This is a genomic window from Flavivirga algicola, from assembly GCF_012910715.1.
Lineage (GTDB): Bacteria > Bacteroidota > Bacteroidia > Flavobacteriales > Flavobacteriaceae > Flavivirga > Flavivirga algicola.
In genome coordinates this window covers 59,479-79,831 of the sequence record NZ_JABBHF010000014.1, presented here as the reverse complement: position 1 = coordinate 79,831, position 20,353 = coordinate 59,479, and the positions used below count along the sequence as shown (strand labels likewise).

At 33.5% G+C, this 20,353-nt stretch carries 17 protein-coding genes; 4 read left to right on the top strand and 13 right to left on the bottom strand.

The annotated features are described in order from the left end of the window. Positions 1-151 precede the first annotated feature (151 nt). Positions 152-2,692, top strand: coding sequence for a beta-mannosidase (locus HHX25_RS19350; protein WP_169676852.1), 2,541 nt, complete (start codon positions 152-154; stop codon positions 2,690-2,692). 246 nt (positions 2,693-2,938) lie between these two features. On the opposite strand, the gene HHX25_RS19345 is transcribed toward HHX25_RS19350, so the two are convergent. The 11 genes from HHX25_RS19345 to HHX25_RS19295 form a co-directional block, all read right to left on the bottom strand. Next, positions 2,939-4,213, bottom strand: coding sequence for a glycoside hydrolase family 117 protein (locus HHX25_RS19345; RefSeq protein ID WP_169676850.1), 1,275 nt, complete (start codon positions 4,211-4,213; stop codon positions 2,939-2,941). A gap of 212 nt (positions 4,214-4,425) precedes the next feature. Next, the gene (locus HHX25_RS19340) at positions 4,426-5,232 is read right to left on the bottom strand and encodes an SH3 domain-containing protein (protein WP_169676849.1); all 807 of its coding nucleotides are present in this window, start codon (positions 5,230-5,232) and stop codon (positions 4,426-4,428) included. 245 nt (positions 5,233-5,477) lie between these two features. Then, positions 5,478-6,575: a hypothetical protein gene (locus tag HHX25_RS19335; protein ID WP_169676847.1), complete on the bottom strand. Its 1,098-nt coding sequence runs from the start codon at positions 6,573-6,575 to the stop codon at positions 5,478-5,480. Positions 6,576-6,871: 296 nt separating this feature from the next. Further along, positions 6,872-8,080: a hypothetical protein gene (locus HHX25_RS19330; RefSeq protein WP_169676845.1), complete on the bottom strand. Its 1,209-nt coding sequence runs from the start codon at positions 8,078-8,080 to the stop codon at positions 6,872-6,874. Positions 8,081-8,555: 475 nt separating this feature from the next. Continuing rightward, complete coding sequence (locus HHX25_RS19325; protein ID WP_169676843.1) at positions 8,556-9,137, bottom strand: NAD(P)H-dependent oxidoreductase; 582 nt, start codon at positions 9,135-9,137, stop codon at positions 8,556-8,558. Between the two features lie 12 nt (positions 9,138-9,149). Next, positions 9,150-9,542: a hypothetical protein gene (locus HHX25_RS19320; protein WP_169676841.1), complete on the bottom strand. Its 393-nt coding sequence runs from the start codon at positions 9,540-9,542 to the stop codon at positions 9,150-9,152. 68 nt (positions 9,543-9,610) lie between these two features. Continuing rightward, entirely contained in the window at positions 9,611-9,991 is a 381-nt protein-coding gene (locus HHX25_RS19315; protein WP_169676839.1) for a hypothetical protein, read from the bottom strand. Between the two features lie 16 nt (positions 9,992-10,007). Beyond that, entirely contained in the window at positions 10,008-10,334 is a 327-nt protein-coding gene (locus HHX25_RS19310; protein ID WP_169676838.1) for a hypothetical protein, read from the bottom strand. Between the two features lie 55 nt (positions 10,335-10,389). Beyond that, a complete protein-coding gene (locus tag HHX25_RS19305; RefSeq protein WP_169676835.1) occupies positions 10,390-10,971 on the bottom strand; it encodes a Crp/Fnr family transcriptional regulator in 582 nt (193 codons plus the stop codon). Between the two features lie 412 nt (positions 10,972-11,383). Next, on the bottom strand, positions 11,384-11,911 hold the full coding sequence (locus HHX25_RS19300) for a hypothetical protein (RefSeq protein WP_169676833.1): 528 nt from the start codon (positions 11,909-11,911) through the stop codon (positions 11,384-11,386). Next, on the bottom strand, positions 11,904-12,833 hold the full coding sequence (locus HHX25_RS19295) for an SPFH domain-containing protein (RefSeq protein ID WP_169676831.1): 930 nt from the start codon (positions 12,831-12,833) through the stop codon (positions 11,904-11,906). The genes HHX25_RS19300 and HHX25_RS19295 overlap by 8 nt, the downstream gene beginning before the upstream one ends. Positions 12,834-12,910: 77 nt before the next feature. On the opposite strand from HHX25_RS19295, the gene HHX25_RS19290 reads away from it, so the two are divergent. Beyond that, complete coding sequence (locus HHX25_RS19290; RefSeq protein WP_169676829.1) at positions 12,911-13,606, top strand: hypothetical protein; 696 nt, start codon at positions 12,911-12,913, stop codon at positions 13,604-13,606. A gap of 4 nt (positions 13,607-13,610) precedes the next feature. Here HHX25_RS19290 and HHX25_RS19285 read toward each other — a convergent pair whose 3' ends face one another. Both HHX25_RS19285 and gltX read right to left on the bottom strand, forming a co-directional pair. After that, on the bottom strand, positions 13,611-14,570 hold the full coding sequence (locus HHX25_RS19285) for an SGNH/GDSL hydrolase family protein (RefSeq protein ID WP_169676827.1): 960 nt from the start codon (positions 14,568-14,570) through the stop codon (positions 13,611-13,613). A gap of 62 nt (positions 14,571-14,632) precedes the next feature. Beyond that, entirely contained in the window at positions 14,633-16,144 is a 1,512-nt protein-coding gene (gene gltX / locus HHX25_RS19280) for a glutamate--tRNA ligase (RefSeq protein WP_169676826.1), read from the bottom strand. Positions 16,145-16,299: 155 nt separating this feature from the next. Between gltX and HHX25_RS19275 the strand changes: the two genes are divergently transcribed. Then, positions 16,300-19,761, top strand: a complete 3,462-nt coding sequence (locus HHX25_RS19275; protein ID WP_169676825.1) for a DUF4175 family protein — start codon at positions 16,300-16,302, stop codon at positions 19,759-19,761. Then, positions 19,754-20,164, top strand: a complete 411-nt coding sequence (gene ybeY / locus HHX25_RS19270; RefSeq protein WP_169676824.1) for an rRNA maturation RNase YbeY — start codon at positions 19,754-19,756, stop codon at positions 20,162-20,164. The genes HHX25_RS19275 and ybeY overlap by 8 nt, the downstream gene beginning before the upstream one ends. Positions 20,165-20,353: the final 189 nt, after the last annotated feature.

Below are 20,353 nucleotides of genomic sequence, written 5' to 3'. Positions count from 1 at the left end.
TTTATATACATCGTAATGTATTTCAATACAGAATCATTATATTTATACGTATACCCAGATAGTAATTATCAAAAAAAGTTTTAAAAGCAAACTGACTAATGTCATCTTTAGTACAGTTTGTGGTTAATACTTTTGAAAAAACACATTAAAGATGATTATTTCTTCAAAACTTATCAAGTCGGTGCTCATAAATTTAGTGATTGTGGCATGTACAATTACTGCTTCTTTTGCACAGCCAAACACCATGGTTTCCCATAGTGAAAACAGTCAGTTAATTCGAGATTTAAGCGGTGTTAAATGGACCATGAAAATGATGCTGCCTGGCGAAGGGGTAAAAATGGGCTTACCAAAATTGCCTCCCGAAGATATAGAAACACTTGTTTGGAATTATGCAAAAGTTCCTGGGGATGTTTATACAGACTTGTGGAAAGCAGGCGCCATAGAAGACCCCTATTTTGGAAGAAATAGCGTTAAGGCCCAATGGGTACAGCAGTACGAATGGTGGTATGCACATCAATTTCATGTAAGCGAGCCCGTTGGTGATAAGGTGGTTAAAATAGTTTTTGAAGGTGTAGATTACGCGTGCGATGTTTGGTTAAATGGTCATTATTTAGGAAGACATGAAGGTGCTTTTTCTGGTTTTTCTTTTGATGTAACGAAGTATTTGCGCATATCAAAGAAACGTTTGGAAAGTACAAATATGCTCATGATAAAACTAGATCCACCACCAAGAGTAAATGCTTTGGTTGCTGGCAAAAAAACACCTTGGTTTGGTGATTATTGGAGAGATTTAGTGCCTTTCGGAATCTTTAGGCCTGTTAAAATGATATCTTCGGGGAAAGTGCGTTTTGAAGATGTTTATGCTAACACTAAAATAAATAAAAACGGTTCTGCAGATGTCAAACTAGAACTCACTGTTGAAAATACAGATACAGAAACCAAAACCATGAATTTTATTGCGACACTTGAAGGCAAAAACTTTACTTCAAACATTAAAAAGGTAAAATTCTCCTCTATAGTAAAACCAGGTGTTCATAAAATTGATTACACGGTGCATTTAGAAAAACCAAAACTTTGGTGGCCCTGGGATATGGGGAAACCGAATTTGTACAAGGCTAGGATCTCTCTTAAGGAAGGGAAAATGAATCAAGACTTTAAAGAAATTACGTTTGGAATACGAGAAGTGACTTCAAAGTGGAATCCTGGTTTTGTAAAAAATGTTGATGTAAGTTTCCCGAGGTCCACATATATAAACGGGAAGTTTCATTTTATTCGATCGGCATGTTGGGGCGGACCACCAGATATTTTTACAGGCAGAACGTCTATTGATGAATATAAAAAATTAATTCAGCTTGCTAAAGATGCCAATATGAATAATATTAGAATTTTTGGATGGCATCCGCCAGAAATTCCAGAGTTTTACCAGTACTGTGATGAAATGGGTATTACGGTGTGGCAAGACATTATTCCTTTAGGCACAGGTAATATTCCTGATAAAGAGGAAAAACTGGCAGAAATTTTTAATGAGGGCGTACGTGTTATTAAAGAACGTAGAAACCACCCTTCATTAATTATGATGGAGGGCGGCGAGGAAATGTTATTACGAACCAGAGATGCTCAATTTGGCAGAGCGTTTTTAGAACGACTTGGTGACTCTTTGCAAACCTATGTTAACCTACCTTATGTCCCCGATTCTCCATTAACTTGCGAAGTCTCTAAAGAAGCTGGTTTCAAGCCTAAAGAAGCCGTGCATGCACTGCGCTATTTTTATGATATGGGTACTTTTTTACATGAAGACTGGTTGCAAACACTCGAGTATCCCATAGTACCTGAATTTGCTATTACCTCGGTGCCCTCGGTAGAAAGCCTGAAGAAATTTATTCCAAAAGACGAATTATGGCCACCTGGTTTAAGCTGGGGGCATCATTGGGCAGATTTAGTTCGTTTAAGAATGCAAAACTGGGATGTTTTTGGAGATGAAAAAATAGGCTCTTTAGAAGAGTTTGTGAACGCTTCCCAAGATACCCAAGGTATTATATTTCAAAACGGGATAGAATATTTTAGAAGACAAAAACCTAATTTAAGCGGTATTGCTTTATGTCATTTTATTACATACTGGCCAGATATGAAATGGGGCATCGTCGATAATTATCAGGTCCCTAAACGTTCGTATAATTTTGTTAAAAAAGCTTACCAGCCCTTATTGATTAATTTAGGTTTTAAAAAACGAAGATGGTCTAAAAATGAACCCTTTACAGGCGAATTATGGGTGGTTAATGATTTGTTTGAAGACTATAAAGGCTGTAAGGCTACCATTACTTTTAAAAACGAAAAAGGAATGGAATTGGACTCTCAAATTTTTAGCATCGGAACTGTTAAGGCAAATAGTGCCAAGAAGTTTAAAGATATCTCTGCCAATGTGATGAATAACGTGGATACCCGTGTGTTCGTTGAGCTTCAATTAACAGATACCTCGGGAAAAATGGTTTCTAGCAATGATTATTTCTTCCTGATTGGAGACCAAAAAGAAGCGGCTAAAAAGTTCAATCAAATGCGTGACAAACGCAGGGTTTTAGAATCTGAATATGGTTATGGTAATTATTATCGCTTTTATGATGACATAGTTGGAGAACAAGGAAAAAGTTATCAAAGCGGGACACAAATACCAAGAGCGAGGGGCTATAGGGAATAATGTTTGAGCTATTTAAGCATCTATTTTAGTAAAAATACAACCTGATTTTCTATTCAGGTTGTATTTTTAATTGAACAGATTTTATTTTGGTTAAAGGCATTTCTGCCAACTGCTTGTTTTATGAATTGTTGCCGTGATTTAGTTAGCTAAAACGGCAAACAAAACTGAATATTCTGTTTCCCGCAAGAACAAAGAGCAGTCGTACTAATGATATATACTATATTAAAATAGTATATCTTTTTTAATCTATTTACTATTGGGATTTAAGCGAGAATCATACTCGTATGTATCACTATTCATATAATCTTGGACCGTTTGGTGTTCTTTCTGGACCTTGTCGCCTTTCTCCAAAGATAAGTTACACTCAAAACGCACAAAATGATAATAAGGATACAATTCATGGCCGATTCCCCATGTTAAGCCTTTCCCTGGCTGCACATCAACATCTGTAAAATGTCCCGAACGATAGCATCCACCACCTTTGGGAATAGTCAGCCCTTGAATAACTGGATGAAAGTTTATCCCATCTTCCGAGAATAAGATACTATTCCTTTCTGGCCCTTCAGGTAAAGTGGCACATACGCCGTTACGATATGGCCAAACCATACTTCCGTGTCCTCCCATCAACACCGGGTTGTATTTAGATTTAATATACGGTCCCTCGGGGTTATCGGCAATGGCAACTCCCGTTGCCAGAGGCATATCGGCATGTTCTTTATTAAACTTTCCTGATGAGATGTTAGGTGTCCAAGGCAATCGGCCATGACTTTTGTAGTATAGAAAATACTGGCCTCCCTTAACAAAAAAAGTGGGTTCGTGTATCACCTCGCCGTCCCAGGCATCCTGCTGAGGGCCAGGTTTCAAAATTGGTTCGTCCAATGCCTTCCAGGGGCCTGTAGGCGAATCTGCTACCGACATACCAATGACGTTCGGCACAAAATCGCCTGATGTCTTAAATTGCTTAGACCAGCGGGCATCCTTTATACTTTCTGCCGCCTGATAGGCCAGGTAGTATTTGCCATTTGCAACCAATATATCTGGGTTGAAAACACTGCGATGATTGTAACGCCCCGCCGTACCTCGATGGACTGCAATGCCTTGTTCTTCCCATTTATATCCATCGGTAGAGGTAGCATACCATACTTCACAGAGATCCCAGTGAAAAGCTCTTAACGAATCTGTTGCCTCATTCGGCCCTACCACTTCGGCATTAGACATGGGCTTAGAATACCACATATAGTAGGTGCTATCTACTTCTACGATACTTGATGGGTAGTAACGCTCAACCCCCTTATCGAATTCAAACCCTTGTAGTTTTACAAATTTAAATTGGGTATTAAATTCGTTAAATTTTTCATAGCGAATCTTGCCCTCACGAAAACGTTTATAGGATGCACTTTCATAGGTTTTTGACTGCTTGGTTTCCTGAGGTTTTTCCTGTTGGCATGAGAACAAATTCATTGCTATCAATACCAAAACAATATTTATTTTTTTTGTTGTAATAGGTCTTATTGTCATCATACAATGTGTCGGTTATTTATTGAACTCATATTTTTAAAAATAAACCATGTTATCTATAAGTCCTGATAAAAACTATCTTAAAAAAAGCTGGGATTAAAACTAATGATAATAACCGAAAATCCCAAGTGCCTAAGTTCCATTTGAATCAACGGAGTTAAATTTACTCCTAAGATATGAGTTGAAAACACCAAAATTACTTTAGTGCTTTTATTTTATGAGCTGCAATCACAATCATCTATAATAACAAGTGACCAATTATTATCTGCGGCAATAAAATAAAGTGTTTTAATAATCATACTATTATGCAATACTACTACTTTCATTTTTTTTCCTCTTTTATACATAAGAGGTAATTCAATGGCCTTATTTTCATATTCGTTTGAAAAAATGGTATATGAAGGGAATTTTTCAACTTCTTTAAAATAAATGCCATCTGGACTCTTGCTTTTATCACAGAAACCATCCTTAGGCATTTGATTCTCAAAATAGGTTGCTTCAGGCATGTTGGGTTCTTGTTCTTTATTATAATTTTCAGAGAGCTTGTATGGTTCTAATTGACAAAGAATGCCAGGGTTATACAATCTAAAATAACCAATATCGATATGTTTAAGGTTTTTTGCTTGCGAGTTGTGCACCCGATAATCAAATGCAACGCCAAAAAAATGCTTATCTAAAAAATTTCGTAAATAAGTCTCGAAATCTGGACTCGTTTCCCCTTGTTTCATGGAAGTTTGAGAACCAAAAACCCAGCCTTTTAGGTTTTCAAAAGATATGAGATACCAATAATCCGTGGTTGTTCCTATAGACTGTTTATTACCTTTCTCAAGAACCCTACAAGTACTGCCTTCATTTAATTTAAATACCACTTTGCCTGTCATAGGTTTTGAGCGAATCCATATACCATTTCCTTCTATAGCTAAAGAGTCATTAATACTATATCTTAGAGTATTTTGAGTTTGACAATAAATAGCGCCTATACTCAATAGGAGAAATAAAATTGATAGTTTTAATCTATTCATATCATTTTCTAGTTGAAAATATTTTAATACTTACTCCCTTGTATTGAGGACGGCTCAGGTACCAATACAACGTTCTGGACAAAGTGGGCTTCTTCACCTTATCTCATGATGAACACAAGATACTGATTATTCACTGACCTTATTAGAAAGCAGAGTGAAATTCACTTTGTCTTTTGTTATATACTTCTTTACTTCAATGCTATTTTTACTACCGCTACTTAATTTATACAGCGTCTTCATATTTCTCAATTTGGAGATACTAAATTTTCATTAGAAAATGATTGATTATCAGCAAAATTTTTAGGGCGAAAAATATAAAGGTCATTTGGGTTAGCACTAACAATGATAAACTCTTTTGAAATCTCGGTTATTGGATAATATAGAGCAAAATTTCTAGAAATGTACCCATGGTCATCTTCAAAAACCCATTTTTTAAAAGGGAATATTGTTGACTTGTACTTTAATTTTATAAAACCCGTTCCATGCCAACCAGGTCTTCCTTTACTTCTTAGACTAAAAAAGGGAGGGTCGTAACGTTCTTCTTTTCTAAAAGCTTCTATTTCAACAACGCATTTTTCTTCAAGAGTAAGAAACTCCTCTGTTTTAGGTATAATGAATCTTTTTTGAAAATGTCCTAAATGCTTATCAAGCTTCATGCTAAATGTTTCCGAATCTTGCATTTGGTATAAATGTGATAGATCGTAGGTCTCCCTTAAGATAGACTTTAATTCATCATATAGTTTCTTAGATCTTAACACAGACCAACCATTTTTGTTCAATAAAAAGAGTTCTATTTTTGTGCTATCTCTATCATAATAACTGATACCAACGTCTACTTCAATCGCTTCTCCTATATAAGTTTTTATTTGGTCTAGAGATAGATCTTCTTCATATATAACCTGTGAATACTTTTTCTTGGCTGTATCTCCAGTCCTAAACCAATCTATGTAGTAATCATGCTCAAAAAAAACTCCGCAATTAAATAATCTAGGGTCGTCTATGGAAATAGAGTCGATTAGATCTCCCCGATTGTTGAGTTTCAAGTATACTGTGATTCTATCATTTTTACCATTAGCCAAAATGTAATTACTCTTGCTGACACAATCATAAAAAATCAAATCACGCTTGGAAAACCTAAGATCATATTTTCCTTTCTTCTGGTTAAATAATGGTATTATTTCATAGTTGTCATGAACAAGTGGTGCTTCATGAATACTTTTATATGATTCTAAGTTTTTTGGTATTGTTTTACTAGAGAGGAATATTATTACAGGGTTTTTTGAATATTTATAGATGATGGAAGTACCAACTATGAAAAAAATTATTTTTATAATATTACTCATCTGAAACATTGTGGAAGCTTTGGTATGTCTAAAAAAAATAAATACAGCAACAGCTATAAGAATAAAAAAAACTATTTTAAAAATACTTGCTGAATCTATATTCATTATTACGATTACTATATGTGGCTTAGTATCCAATAGGTACTATGACATATATAGCTGTGTTATAAGCTGTTCTTTTTTTACGTTCTTTAATTTTTTACACTTCTTCTAGAGAAAGCCCTGTGGATAGCACCATGGCTTCCTCATCAACTTCGTTTCTTTTTAATCTAATAGATTGGTTTATTGTTATAGTTTTAATAGAACTTATCCTCATATGTCAATTCATTCCAAAGTTCTAATCCAGAACCAGTAGGTTTTTCTTTCATAAGATCCATAATTAATTCTTCATTCTCTTTACTAGAAACGTACTTTTTTATTATCTTTTTTACAATTTTAGGGTCTGGGGTATACCTTTTATCGTATTTACTAGGCATGCGGCTGTTAAAGTAATTACCAGGAAAGATAGGCTTTAGATATAAATCATCTATATTTATACCAATTTTTAAATTTTCAGAAAAATGAGTATTTAATGTTACATCATTTTTTAGGTTAATTAAGGCTTTTGCCATTACTATTGATATTATTAAATATGCCATGTCACCTAAGGCTTTATTCTTTTCATTATATGGTATACTCCCCAAATTATAATCTATATCTGCTTCTTTATCAGAATATGCATTAATCCAATCCTCTATTTTATGTAAAGAAAGCTTTTTATTTTCTTTGTAATCACACCAACAAGTAAAATTAAATGAATAGAAATAAAGAACTAATCCATGTATTTTTTTATTCTTAGTCATTATTAAATCCTTACAACTAATAGTAAGGTTATGTTCCATTAACTCCATCCATCTCATTTCGGAAGTATCGATTTTGTCGGATCCTAACATTCCTAATTTCTCTAATAAAAGATTACCTTGTTTTGCATAGGCCTTTGCATTTGATTTAGAAAGTCTCTTTGCCCATTTAACAATAGAATGACTTTTAGGAAGATTAGGTTTAAAATCATTGTGGTTTAATAACCATTTTGCTACTCTAGTGTAAAACTCAAGATGCTTAGTATCTTCTAGCTCATTATCATTAACGTAAGGAGTTGGCATCTGCACCTCATGACTCATCCATACATCTAAAATTGGTTTTACAGGTATATCATTATAATTTTCTAGGCGTTCAATTTTAAAATCCGTTTTAAGTAATATTAGATGTTGTGTTTTTCTATTAAAATTTTTAAATCCTTCATAATTGTACAAATCTTCCGCAAAGCGAAACATCATCTGATTACAATAGACCCCATTAATACGACTCGTTTTAAGAATTTCTACAATTTCTTTCTCTGTACAATTTTCTGCTAATACTATATCCAAATAAGAAATATCCTTGTAAGGATTATCATTACTTTCATCTAAAAAATGATAGCTAAATTTCTCCGCAAGCTTTTGCAGACATTTTTTTACTTTACTCATAAAATTTATAATTATAGTGACCTAATACATTGCTTAGAACAATAGAATAAAGGATATATGTCCTATATATTCCTATGGTTTATCTACAAATCTAAGGGGTTCTCTATAACTTAAAATTATTTATAAGTGCCTCTAGACCTATTACTTTTAGTCAGTATTAGTTACAAACTGGCTTTAACGGAGGATTTTTTTATTAATCATAATTTTTCCTTAAGCAGCGCCAAAAGTATCAACTAACATAAGTTATGGCAAAAGATAAACCTTAGATATCTCTCTTCTGAAGCAAAAATAATTTAATAATGAATTATAAATCACACTGTTTTCCGTGAAAATATTTTTAGAAATCGATTTGGAATTACCAGAAACGAGGTTGCATATGAAAAGTAGTAGATTTTGAACACTAACTTTATAAAAATCACCATCGTTTATATACTGAAACTGCTGTTTTTTTTATATGTGTTGTTACGTTTCGTTTTTATTTACCCAAATGCCCTAATTTTTTAACTTTTTTCAACCATTTTATTCTAAATTCTTCTTTAGATAGCCTAATAGGTCCAATGGTCGTAATTCTTACTTTTTTTACTCCAATAAAGTTCATGGTTAATTTTTTCATTGCCTTGTGGCTAGGACTTGCATAAAACCATTTGTAATACCAACCAGGTTGGTCTAATGTACAAATGATTCTTGCTGTTTTACCTGTAAAATATTTATCCCACCATAAAGAATCTTTTCTTTTGCTAAATGCAAACCCAGGAAGAAATACTCTATCTAAAAAGCCTTTCATTATTGCAGGTACAGAACCCCACCAAACAGGATAAACCCAAACTAAATGGTCTGCCCATTTTAATATTTCTTGACTTTTTAATAAATCAGGTTCAAGTTCGGTTCTTTTTCTATAGCCATATTGAAGATTGGGATTAAATTCTAAATCTTGAATAATAATTTCTTGAATTTCAAAACCTGCCGCCTTCGTACCTTTTTTATAGGCTTTCGCTAATGCGTAATTGTAACTTTCCTTATCTGGATGACCAACAATTAGGGCTATTCGTTTATTCATTTATATTTTATTTTAGATGCCTAATAGGGTTAAGATTCCGATTATTAATAAAACGACCCACCCAAGATGTTTTCCTTTTGTTGCAATGAATACAAGAAGGGAAGAGCAGAGCATTGTAATTGTTATGGAAGTCATTATAAATTGCATCAAATCTGCACGCCATTCGGTTTGCATTGTTCCTATTTTTATAAGTAAAACACCTATGCACCAGCCAAATACCGAAACTAAATACCAAGAAACCCAAATAATCCTAAGATGCCTTTCTTTTATGCAGCATGTTACAATTGTAGGTATTATTTTTTTATGCTCTTTCTTATTTTTAAAGATTAAAATTTCGCCAAGTATTAAATGAAATAATCCTAACACTAAACAAAGAGTGCCTGCGATTAGTAAATATTTGTTCATAGGGACAGATATAAACATGATGAATATAGAAACAACATTAATCGATAGCAGCCTTTTAAATATTCTGTTTAATTAGACTGTTTTTGTAATCCACATAACAACAGTACACCAATAGGAATTAACAATACCCATTGAAGTGCATAGACCCTGTACCAAAAACTAGTAATTATGAATGGAATGCCCGACAATATGTAAAGAATAGCTATCGGTTTAAGCAGTTCTTTTCTTTGAATAGCAGCCTTCTTAAATCCTATTTGCAGGATAATGTAAGAGGTTAAAAATAATAGTATAGTGACAATATGCCATGCTCCAGTTAATTCGCCTTTTTGTTGAATGCTTATATTACTATCTAATAAAGGATTAACCAATTCTATTTGTCCGCCTATTGTGTGTAATAAAGCGCCAAAAAGGTTTATTATTCCTGCTATTTTGATGTAAGCTCTTTTCATTATTGTAAAAATTAGATTAGAAGTAGGTTTTTATTCTGTATATAAATGGATTGGTTATTTGCTTATCTTCTTTGAAGAATTTATATAGGGCAAGACTGGCAGGAATAGTTAAATAGAAGGCGCAAATAATAAAAGTAGCAATGCTTAAAAATACGGCCAATGTTTGTGCAGTTATTTCTCCTAAATAATTTTGCTGTTCAATAATATATTGATAGACAGCTAATGCGTAATCGTAAAAGCGAATTGAGAGTTCATAGAGCAACCAAGCAGGATAAAACCATTTTCTAAATGGCTCCCACCACGCTCCAAAAATTGATTTTTGGTGATTGTTGTATTCTTCCATTTTTAAATCTTTTTACAAAGGTCTTTTTTATGGAAGATTTATCATTTGATATAAATCAAATTCGAATTTTGGGATTGCGAATTCGGCTTAATGTTTCAAGTGTAATCCCTAAATAAGAAGCAATATGTGTAAGTGGTATTCTTTGTGTAATTTCTGGATAAATACTTATTAAATTCTGATACCTTTCTTCTGCTTTCGAAAACTGAATGGTGTGCAACCTTTCACAAAGCCCTAACATAGTTTCTGTAACTATTTTACTAATAAATCGTTCAAAATCATGAAATTTGTTTGAAAGTAAGTCTAAAGCTTCCTTTGAAAACTCAAGGACGTTTGATTCTTCTACAAACTCTATGTAATGTGGACTGGGTTGGTCGCTAAAAAAACTCACAATAGATGCCATAAACTGATTTTCAAATGTAAACCAATCTGAAATGTCTTTTCCATCTTTCAGGTAGTATGCCCTTGCACAACCTTCAATAATTAAATATGCTTTTTTAGCATATTGCCCTTCCCGAACCACAATATCACCTTTCCTATAAGTAATAAGTTTTGAATTGGCAATCAACTCCTGTCGACATTCATAAGTTAATGGTGAATAAATTTCTCCGATATCATTTAGGATTTTTTTAATATTCATTTTGATTAGCTATAGTTTTTTAGCAGAGCGTTTTCTTAATATATCCAATGTCAAATGTTATTTTTCAGTTTTATTGGTAATGGTTTGTATAAGAATAGTGCGGTTTTGTGTCCGAGGATTTTCTGCAGGAAAATTGGAGTGGCCAAATATGCACTAACCTTTTGGTTTAGGATTAAACTTAAGCATTATTTTTATACGTTGTTGCCATTTCGTTATTTTTTCAGTTGAGTCTTTTACTTTCGATTTAATACGGTCAGTTTAAATTCCCGCCATTACTATTATTGAAAACATAGAACGCTGCATTAAGGCTAACAAGATAATCTGTTGTGTTGATAGCTAGAGCCAGGACTTCTCAATATTCATCGTCCTGGCTCTATTTTTTTAACTGTCGTCCTGTTGTAGGACGAACCTATTAAATTTCTTCAGTGGTCATTTCGTCTTCAGGAATTTTTAGGCTTGTTTTAAAATTAGGAAGTACCTTATTTACCATGGCCTCATTTTTTAGCTGCTTGGCTTCAATAAAATACCAGAATTTTTCTTTACTATTATAAATTCCCAATAAGTAGCTTTTAGATTTTATTCGCATACCACCCATAATCATTTGATTAAACCCTTCAATATAGCAGCGGTACTCATTATTTTCAAAAACAATATCAGAAACTCCTAAAACATCTGCCTTTTCAAACACAAAACCGCCTTCTTTCATCGTTTTAAAAGTCGATTCTATTAAGGCAAGTGCTTGTTCTCTTCCCCCCATAATCTCTAAAGCACTGGGGTAGGTGTAATCTAAAACTTTATCAAAATCCATTTTAAGAGTGGCCTGAGATGCTATTTTGGCGTCTCTTAAAGCCCATTCTTTTAATTCTTTGGTAGATTGTGCAAAACAAATGCTGCCACAAACCAGTAGCAGCATTAAAATAGTGGATGTTCTTTTATTCATCTTTATTCTTATCCTTTTTAGCATTTTTCATGGCTTCTCCAATTTGATTACTGGCCGTAAAGCTTGCTACCATATCGTTTAACATATTACTTCCCGCCTGGGGTGCGTTAGGCAGCAAAATTAAATTACTATTGGTCTCTTCTCCCAGCGATTGCAAGGTATCGTAATGTTGCGTTACCACAATAAGCGCAGAGGCTTCCTGGCTGTTTATACCCACCCTGTTTAATACCTCAACAGATTCTTCCAGACCTCTGGCAATTTCGCGACGTTGGTCTGCTATTCCTTGACCTTGTAAACGTTTACTCTCTGCCTCGGCCTTCGCTTTTTCAACAATTAAAATACGCTGTGCGTCCCCTTCAAACTGTGCTGCAATTTTTTCACGCTCTGAAGCATTAATCCTGTTCATAGCTGCTTTTACCTGCGAATCGGGATCTATATCTGTAACCAGCGTTTTTATAATATCGTAACCATATTCCATCATAGCTTCGTTAAGTTCAGATTTTACCGCAATGGCAATATCGTCCTTTTTAACAAACACGTCGTCCAGCTTCATTTTTGGCACCTCGGCACGAACCACATCGAATACATACGATGTTATTTGATCGTGCGGATAATCGAGTTTATAAAACGCATCGTACACTTTATCGCGAATTACCTTGTATTGTACAGAAACTTTAAGGCGTACAAACACATCGTCCAAGGTTTTGGTTTCTATAATAACATCCAATTGTTGGATTTTTAGGCTTAATCGGCCAGCAATTCTATCGACCAACGGAATTTTTAATTGTAAACCCGAATGGCGTATACTTTGAAATTTACCAAAACGTTCAACAATTACGGCCGTTTGCTGCTTTACAATAAAGAACGAAGAGATTAAAATAATTAACCCTATTACAATAAAGGGTATCAGGAAATAATTCATAATATATTTATTAAAATTGTTAAAATAACGAGTTACTAATTTAAGTTATATTTGTCACACTTATCCCTAAAAACAGTATGAAAAAACAACTTATCTTATTAGTAGCTATAACCACCTGTTTTGTTACAACTGGTTTTGCCCAAAAAGGAAATTACCGGATTTCCAACGGTATTGGTATTAATGGTGCCATTACCAAGTTTAACATTTCGACCAACAACTTTACTACCGAACAAGGCGATGGTTTTTTAGGCGGATTATCGGCAACCGTCGATATTCCCCATCGATGGTACCATGTAAGTTATGGCATGCAGTTGTCTGAAAGTAATATTAAAGTTTTTGGAAGACCTACTAATACAATACTTAATAATGCGGATATTGAAGCAAGCATTATTGAATACAAAATGCTTGCTGCTCAATTGGCCTTTTTGGGGCATATAAAAATAATTCCAAATCATGTTACTATAGATCTTGGACCCATGTTACAATATAACAGCAAATTAGAATTAAAAGATAAAGCACAGGAAGGCTATTTTATAAATAACTATGCAAACTTAACGGCAGATGCTATTACCGATATTTCTCAATTTAATGTGAATGGCGCCATTGGAGCCTCGGTAGGTATAAGAAATGTAAAACTTAAAGCGCAATATATTTATGGCTTTACCAACATTTTAAAAAATCTTGAAAAGAAAAACCTAGACACCACAGGAAGCAACGCCCGTTTTAAAGGAAATCAAACCATGTTGGTTTTAGGTGCTATTTTTTCGTTTTAATATGTTATTCGACCTTTTGCAATATTTTGTCAATCTTACTATCTAACTTTTTTACCTGCTCTTGTGTGGCCGATATGTTATTAGATTTAACCACGGCTCCCCTTTTATAGCCTATATATTTAAGCCAGCCTTCAGACCTAACGGCCCGTCGTTTGCTTGATAATAAAAACAAGGTATCTGATTTAAGTTTTTCTATTTCTAAAACTGGATCGCCCACGACAATTTTAGGATATAGATCCTTTAATATTTTTTTTGCCATGTAAAAATGACCTATTTGATCGGGGTGCACGCCATCTGGAATAAACGTAGAATCGGCATGTTGCTTTTTTAAAGCAACAAGCTTATTATTCAGATATTTGTGTTGGTCGATAACCTGTATGTCCTTAAACTCCAGCAACCAATCTGAATAGTCCCTTAAAACATCGTTATATTTATAATAAGGCTTTTTATAGCCAACAACTTCTTTACTATTGTTTACATGTCCTTTTTTAGCATCGGGATCGAAAACCGTAGGGGTTAAGAGTATTAATGTGGCGCCTTGGGCTTCTACTTTTGTTTTAAGCGCGTTAATGCCTCTTTTATAGGCATTAAACCTATTTGCATTGTTTGCAGAAAAAATACCATCGTTCATACCGTAGCACGCCAGTACCAATTCTGGTTTTACAGCATCTAGTATACGGTCTAAACGGGTATGCACATTAGGCCTGGGAAATGCATGATCGGGTTCGGAGTTTCCAGAAACTGTTTCGCTGGACAAACCCACGCTTATAATATCCAACTTTTTTTCTTGGTGGTTTTTACGTAAGTAGTACTCTATAAAATCTACATATCTTCCATCTTGGGTAATACTGTTTCCAAGAATTAAGACCTTTTTTTCATGTAAAGGATATGGCACATTATTGGTATTTGAACACGAAAATATAAAAGCCAATAGAAAGACTAAAACAAACGATTTAAGTTTCATAAATAAAAAGAAATTAGCATAGAAATTTATGCAAAATACTAATTCTTCTTTATATTAAGCCCTTACAAAGTGGCCATGGCTGCTTCTATACGCTTAATGCTTTCTTTTTCTCCAATCATAAACATGATATCAAATACATCGGGACCTTGTAAAGCGCCAACCAATGCTAAACGTAGCGGCATCATTACTTTACCAAAACCAATGGCGTTGTCTGTAATCCAGCCTTTAATTTTAGTTTGAAGGTTTTCTGCCGAAAAACCTTCAATCGTATTAATTATAGAAACCAATTCTAACATAAGTTCTTTGGTGCCTTCTTTAAAAGCCTTTTTTGATGCTTTTTCATCATAGGTTTTTGGTGCTTGAAAAAAGAAATGGCTAAGATCCCAAAAATCTGAAACAAACGTAGCACGTTCTTTTATTAAACCAATAACCATGGCAATATAATTTACATCAATATCGCTTAATTCAGAACGATTGTTTTTAAACAACTCCGCCAAATCATCATTGCTTTGTTCTTGCATATAATGGTGATTAAACCATTTTGTTTTATCGGGATCGAAACGGGCCCCCGATTTATTAACACGACTTAAATCAAAAGCATCAATAAGTTGTTCTAAACCAAAAATTTCCTGTTCGGTACCTGGGTTCCAGCCCAAAAATGCCAAGAAATTAACCATTGCTTCTGGAAAATAACCATCTTCTTTATAGCCCCTGGAAATGTCACCGTTTTTAGGATCCGTCCATTGTAAAGGAAATACAGGGAATCCCAATTTATCACCATCACGCTTGCTTAATTTACCCTTTCCAGTCGGTTTTAAGATTAAAGGCAAGTGTGCAAATTCTGGAGCATCCCAGCCCAAAGCTTTATACAGTTGATAATGTAATGCTAAAGATGGTAACCATTCTTCACCACGAATAACATGGGTTATTTCCATTAAATGATCGTCCACAATATTCGCTAAATGATAGGTTGGCATCCCATCACTTTTAAACAATACTTTATCATCTAAAATATTGGTGTCTATTTTAATATCGCCACGAATGATGTCTGTTAAATGCAAGGTTTCGTCCTGAGGCGATTTAAATCGAATTACGTAATCTTCACCTGCATCCAATTTGGCTTTAACCTCTTCTGCACTAAGTGACAGGGAGTTGCTTAATTTTAAACGGTTGTGCCAATTATAGATAAACGTTTTCCCTTTGGCTTCATGGTCTTTTCTGTGAAAATCTAACGTTTCAGCAGTATCGAAAGCATAATAGGCATTGCCAGACACTATAAGTTCGTCTGCATATTGCTTGTATAAATGTTTGCGTTCGCTTTGCCTGTAAGGACCAAATGTTTCGTTCTTGCCCGGACCTTCATCAAAAGGCATCCCACACCAATTAAGGGCATTGATAATATACTTTTCTGCACCTTCAACATATCTGTTTTGATCGGTATCTTCAATTCTTAGAACAAAGGTTCCTTGATGCTTTTTTGCAAATAAATAGTTGAATAAAGCCGTACGAACTCCACCTATATGTAAAGGACCTGTTGGGCTTGGTGCAAAGCGCACGCGAACGTTTTTGGTCATATTTTATAAATTTGTTTGCAAAGATACAATTAACACTTAATTATAAACTCTGTACTAAATAAAATTGTAGTTTAGTAAGACGTTAAAACATTTTTAAGATTCTATTGAAAAAATTGATAGAATATGTTATGTCTTAGAAATCAAGAACCCATATCATGAATAGTCATTTTAAGAACATACAGAATAAATTAGAGGCCTTTATAAAGCGTTATTATACCAATGAATTACTTAAAGGCACCATATTGTTTTTTGCTATTGGTCTGCTATACTTTTTATTCACGCTATTCATTGAGCATGTTTTATGGTTAAGTACTACAGCCAGAACCATTTTATTTTGGTTGTTTATTACTGTAGAAATAGCTTTGATCATTAAATTTATTGCCACACCCTTGGCAAAACTATTCAAACTTCAAAAAGGTATTAATTATGAAGATGCCTCGAGAATCATCGGGCAACATTTTCCAGAGGTTAATGATAAATTGCTGAATGTCCTGCAGCTGCATCAAAACAAATTGCAGTCGGAACTACTCCTGGCGAGCATCGAACAAAAATCGTTAGAGCTGCATCCAATTCCTTTTAAATTGGCTATTAACTTAAAAAACAATCTGAGCTATTTAAAGTATGCAGCGATTCCGTTATTTATTTTATTGCTCATTTTTTTAACAGGCAATTTTAGACTGTTTAGTGATAGTTACGAGCGTGTTGTTCATTACAAAACAGCCTACGAACCACCAGCTCCGTTTCAGTTTTATGTTGTGAACGAAGATTTAAAAGCCATTGAAAACAAAGATTTCAAACTTATTGTAAAAACGGCTGGGGAGCTTACGCCAGAAAATGCACAAATAACTTATAATAACGAAACCTATTTTTTGCAACAAAAAGGGGTAGGGGAATTTGAATATGTGTTTTCGCAACTTAAATCGGACATCCGTTTTGAGTTATCGGCCAACGATGTTAGATCTAAACCTTATGACATTAAAATTATTGAAGTTCCTTCTTTATTGAGTTTCGAAATGATTTTAGACTATCCTGGCTATACCAAAAAGAAAGATGAAACCATTAAAAGTACTGGAAATGCTTTGGTTCCAGAGGGCACCAATATTGTTTGGCAATTAAAAACCAAAGCGACGGAACAGGTTCATTTATATGCTCAGGATACTATTGATTTTTCTCCTCATGAATCTGGAGACTTTAAAGCTTCTAAACGTGTTTATAACAATTTGGATTACAGCTTAAGCACCAGTAATAAAAATCTTAAGAATTACGAAAACTTAGCATTTAGTATTAATGTTATTAAGGATGAATACCCAGAAATTGATTTAAAAGTAGAAACAGATAGTGTGGATTTACAATCACTATACTTTTATGGACAAGTGAGCGACGATTATGGTTTTAGCAAACTACAGCTTGTTTATTATCCTTCTAATAACGAAAAAAACAAGCAGTTTGAAAAGATTCCTATTTCTAATTCTAATATTGCAGAATTTATAAGCGCTTTCCCAAATAATTTAAATATTGAACCTGGTATTCCTTATGAATTATACTTTCAAGTATTTGATAATGATATAGTTAACAACTACAAAACGGCTAAAAGTAATGTGTTTACTTATAGAAAACGCACCAAAGAAGAAGAAGAACAAAAAAACCTGGAAGAGCAGAGTCAAACTATTAAAGATTTGAATAAATCTTTAGAAAATTTTGATGAACAAGATAAAAAATTAGAGGAGTTGACTAAAACCCAAAAAGAAAAATCAACATTAAATTTTAACGATAAGAAAAAGTTGGAATCATTTTTTAAACGTCAGAAACAACAAGACGAAATAATGAAAAACTTCAACAAAAAGTTAAAAGATAATTTAGAAGAGTTTCATAAAGAAGATTTAAAAGAAGATCCTTTTAAAGAAGACTTGAAAGAACGTTTAAAAGAAAATGAAGAGCAGCTTAAGAAAGATGAGAAAGTATTGGATGAGTTAAAAGAACTTTTAGAAAAAATCAATAAAGAAGACGTTATAACTAAAAAGTTAGAAGAGCTTGCCAAACAAAATAAAAATAAAAAACGAAGTTTAGAGCAGTTACTGGAATTAACGAAACGTTTTTATGTTGAGAAAAAATTAGAAAAGCTTAAGAGTGACTTAGAAAAACTTGCTGAAGAACAAGAAAAACTTGCTAACAAATCTAAGGAGGAAAATACTAAAGAAAAACAAGAAGCACTCAATAAGGCATTTGAAGAATTCTCGAAGCAGTTAGAAGATTTGAAAAAAGACAGTAAAGCTTTAAAAAAACCTATAGATATTCCTCAAGACAAATTAGAAGAGAATGCCATTAAAAAGGAACAGGAAAATGCATCTAAAGCATTAGAAAAAAACGAGCAGGAGCAAGCTGGTGAAAAAGAAGAAGGTGGAGAAAAACCAAAGGAAAAGAAAAACGAAAATTTAAAGAACGCACAAAAAAACCAGAAGAAAGCAGCTCAAAAAATGAAAAAAATGAGCGAGCAAATGCAAAGTGCCATGCAAGCAGGAGGGGGTGAACAAATGCAGGAAGATGTAGACATGCTTCGCCAAATTCTAGATAACCTGGTATTATTTTCTTTTGATCAGGAAAGCATCATGAATCAATTTAAAAACATTGATGTTAACCATAATAAATTTGCATTCTATTTACGCAAACAAAATAATTTAAAAGAACATTTTGAGCATATTGATGACAGTTTGTTTGCCTTATCGCTTCGCCAACCAAAGCTTTCAGAGAAGGTTAATAAAGAAATCACAGAAGTATATTACAACATAGATAAAGCTTTAAGCTTATTGGCCGAAAATCAATTATATCAAGGCGTCTCTAATCAGCAATTTGCTATAACGGCTGCAAATAATTTAGCAGACTTTTTAAGTGATGTTTTAGATAATATGCAAGAAAACATGAGTATGTCTCCTGGTAAAGGTGGACAAGGCGATATGCAATTACCTGATATTATTATGAGCCAGGAAGAACTTAATAAGATGATGCAGGAGGGTATGAAAAAAGGAGAAAAAGGAAACCCTAAGGATCAGGAAGGCAAAGGAGAAAAAGAAGGTGAGAGTGAAAAAGATGGCAAAAAAGGAAATGAGGGAGAAAAAGGGAAAGAAGGGGAAAAGGGAAAGAAAGGTGAAAAACCTGGTGAAGGAAATAAAAATAATGGTGAAGGCGAGGGAAGCAATGAAGATATGAACGGTTTATTATACGAAATATACCAACAACAACAACAATTAAGAAAAGCATTGGAAGAAAGATTGGCTAAAGAAGGAAAAGGAAAAAGAGGGAATGGTGATGTTTTGCTAAGAAAGATGGAAGATATTGAATTGGATCTATTGAATAAGGGATTTACAAATCAAACGCTTCAAAAGATGATGCAATTAAAACATCAACTATTAAAATTGGAGAATGCTACTTTTCAGCAAGGCGAGGATAATAAAAGAGAATCTGAAACCAATAAAAATAATTTCAACAATAATACAAACAATCAAATACCAACTGCAAAACAATATTTTAAAACCATCGAAATATTAAACAGACAAGCTTTACCTTTGCAACAAGTTTATAAAAAGAAAGTGCAAGAATATTTTAAGCAGACGAATGATTAACTTCAATTACGAAACCGATTTTTATTTAAAGAATGAAACAGAAGTTTCCAACTGGATTTTAAATACGATTTCTGAAGAAGCTCATAAATTAGAAGAAATTAATTATGTGTTTTGTGATGATGAATACCTTCATAAATTGAATGTAGAATTTCTAAATCATGATACATTAACAGACGTTATTAGTTTTGATTATTCTATTGGAAAACGAATACAGGGAGATATTTTTATTTCTATAGAAAGAGTAAAAGATAACGCTAAAGATTTCTCTGTTTCATTTGAAGAAGAATTAAATCGTGTCATCATTCATGGTGTACTTCATTACTGTGGCTATAAAGACAAAACAGATGCTGATGCTAAAATAATGCGAGCTAAAGAAAACCATTATTTGGAGCAATTAGCTTAATGTATAAGCTTATATTTATGCAACTCTTTTCTCTTGTTGTTTAAAACAACTTCCTCACCAACCTATAAAATCATAAATTTCCAACCAACTAACCCATTAAAACGATGGGTAAAGTAGGAATACAAATACTTTGTTTTATAGAAACAACGTATATTTGCAAACTCAAATAATTGATATGTTCCACGTGGA